We start from the raw sequence: 1,640 nt of genomic DNA, 5'->3' as shown, positions 1-1,640 counted from the left end.
CCCGCGTCGCGGCCAAAAGCGGGATCACGCTTGATGAACTCGTGGCCGAACTGGCTGAGACGCATGGCATCGATGTTCACCGCGCCACCGTTTGGCGGGTCGTGTCTCGGAAGTGGTGGAAATTTGAAGGCGGCGTAATCTCCGGGTGAACTGACACCCACCCAACCGGCGGCGCCAACCGCCAGGGAGATCACGCCATGAAGCAGAATATCGACAGCTCGCCCTTTTCGCTACTGCCCGACGCAAGCGGGTATGATCCGATCGAGGATCGCCTGCGGGCGAATGTCCGTGCCACCATCGAGGCCATGTTCGAAGAGGAACTGGCCGTCTTTCTTGGTCGGCTTCGTTACGGCCGCGGCAACGAGCGGGCCAAGGGCTACCGCCACGGGCATCGCGACCGACAGCTGACCGGCACATTCGGCACCGAGACGGTGCGGGTTCCTCGTGCCCGGATCGAGAACGAGGCCGGCAAGATCACCGAATGGCGCTCGAAGGCACTGCCGCGCTACCAGCGGCTGACCAAAAAGGCCGAGGCCCTGATCGCGGCGGTCTACCTGGCCGGAACCAACACGCGCCGGGTCAAGCGGGCGCTGTTCGGACTGTTCGAGGGGGCGGTGAGCAAGGACGTGGTCAGCCGCGCCTGGCGCAAGGTGAAGGTCGACTGGGACGCCTGGTCCACCCGCGACCTGGCCGAAGAGGATATCGTGCGGCTCATTCTCGACGGCACCGTCATAAAGACCCGGCTGGACCGCAAGGCCACCAATATCTCGGTACTGGCGGCGATCGGTGTTCGGCGCGACGGACAAAAGGTGCTCCTCTCAATCAGGAACATGGGCGGCGAAAGCACGGCTGCCTGGTGCCAATTCCTCGCCGATCTGGATGCGCGGGGCCTGAGGCGGCCGGAGTTCGTGATCGTTGACGGCGCCCCCGGCTTGGAGGCCGCGCTCCTGGCGCTATGGGGCGGGGACCTGCCCATCCAGCGCTGCACGGTTCACAAGCACCGCAACCTGCTTGGCCATGCCCCCAAGCGCCTGCATGACGAGCTGAGCGAAGACTACCGCGACATGATCTATGCTGACACCGCCGCCGAGATCGAGACGCGCCGCAAGGCCTTTCTTCGCAAGTGGAAGCTGAAGTGCCGGGCCGTGGCCGACAGCCTCGAGGAAGCGGGCGACCGGCTCTTCAGCTTCACCCGCCTCGATCCTTCGCAATGGAAGTCGGCAAGGACCACCAATGCCATCGAGCGTTTGAACGAGGAATTCCGGCGCCGCATCAAGACCCAGACCGTGCTGCCCTGCGCCGAAACCGTGCCGATGCTGCTCTGGGCGCTGCTGGCTTCCGGTCAGATTCAGATGCGAAAGGTCGATGGCTGGGAAACCCTGTCCCAGCCTCTCGAGCCAATGTCCCTTGACCTCGCGGCCTGACTGGAGCCATCGGTACATGCCCGGAGCCCGCTGCTCGGCAATTTCCACCACATTCGCGACACGACCGTTTGGCGCGTTCTGCGGGGTCTCGGACTGACCCATAAAAAAAACTCTGCAGGCGCTTGAACAGAAGCGAAAGGACGTCGCCGCTCTGCGCCATGTCTGGATTGTGAGACGCCAGCCTTTCATGGCCAATCGCTCCAAGTGATTGGCCAT

Annotated in this window: 1 protein-coding gene; it reads left to right on the top strand. The window is 63.8% G+C overall.

Annotated elements, in window-relative coordinates; all coding sequences use genetic code 11:
- Positions 1-197 precede the first annotated feature (197 nt).
- Positions 198-1,424: an IS256 family transposase gene (locus RAH32_RS21425; RefSeq protein ID WP_306610408.1), complete on the top strand. Its 1,227-nt coding sequence runs from the start codon at positions 198-200 to the stop codon at positions 1,422-1,424.
- Positions 1,425-1,640 lie beyond the last annotated feature (216 nt).

It is taken from the genome of Paracoccus yibinensis, assembly GCF_030846195.1.
In the GTDB taxonomy this organism is placed as follows: Bacteria; Pseudomonadota; Alphaproteobacteria; order Rhodobacterales; family Rhodobacteraceae; genus Paracoccus; species Paracoccus yibinensis.
This window is presented reverse-complemented; position numbering and strand designations above follow the sequence as displayed.

Bases quoted from the DNA above. Each gene is read 5' to 3' on its own strand.
- RAH32_RS21425 (WP_306610408.1), top strand. From the start codon at position 198: ATGAAGCAGAATATCGACAGCTCGCCCTTTTCGCTACTGCCCGACGCA.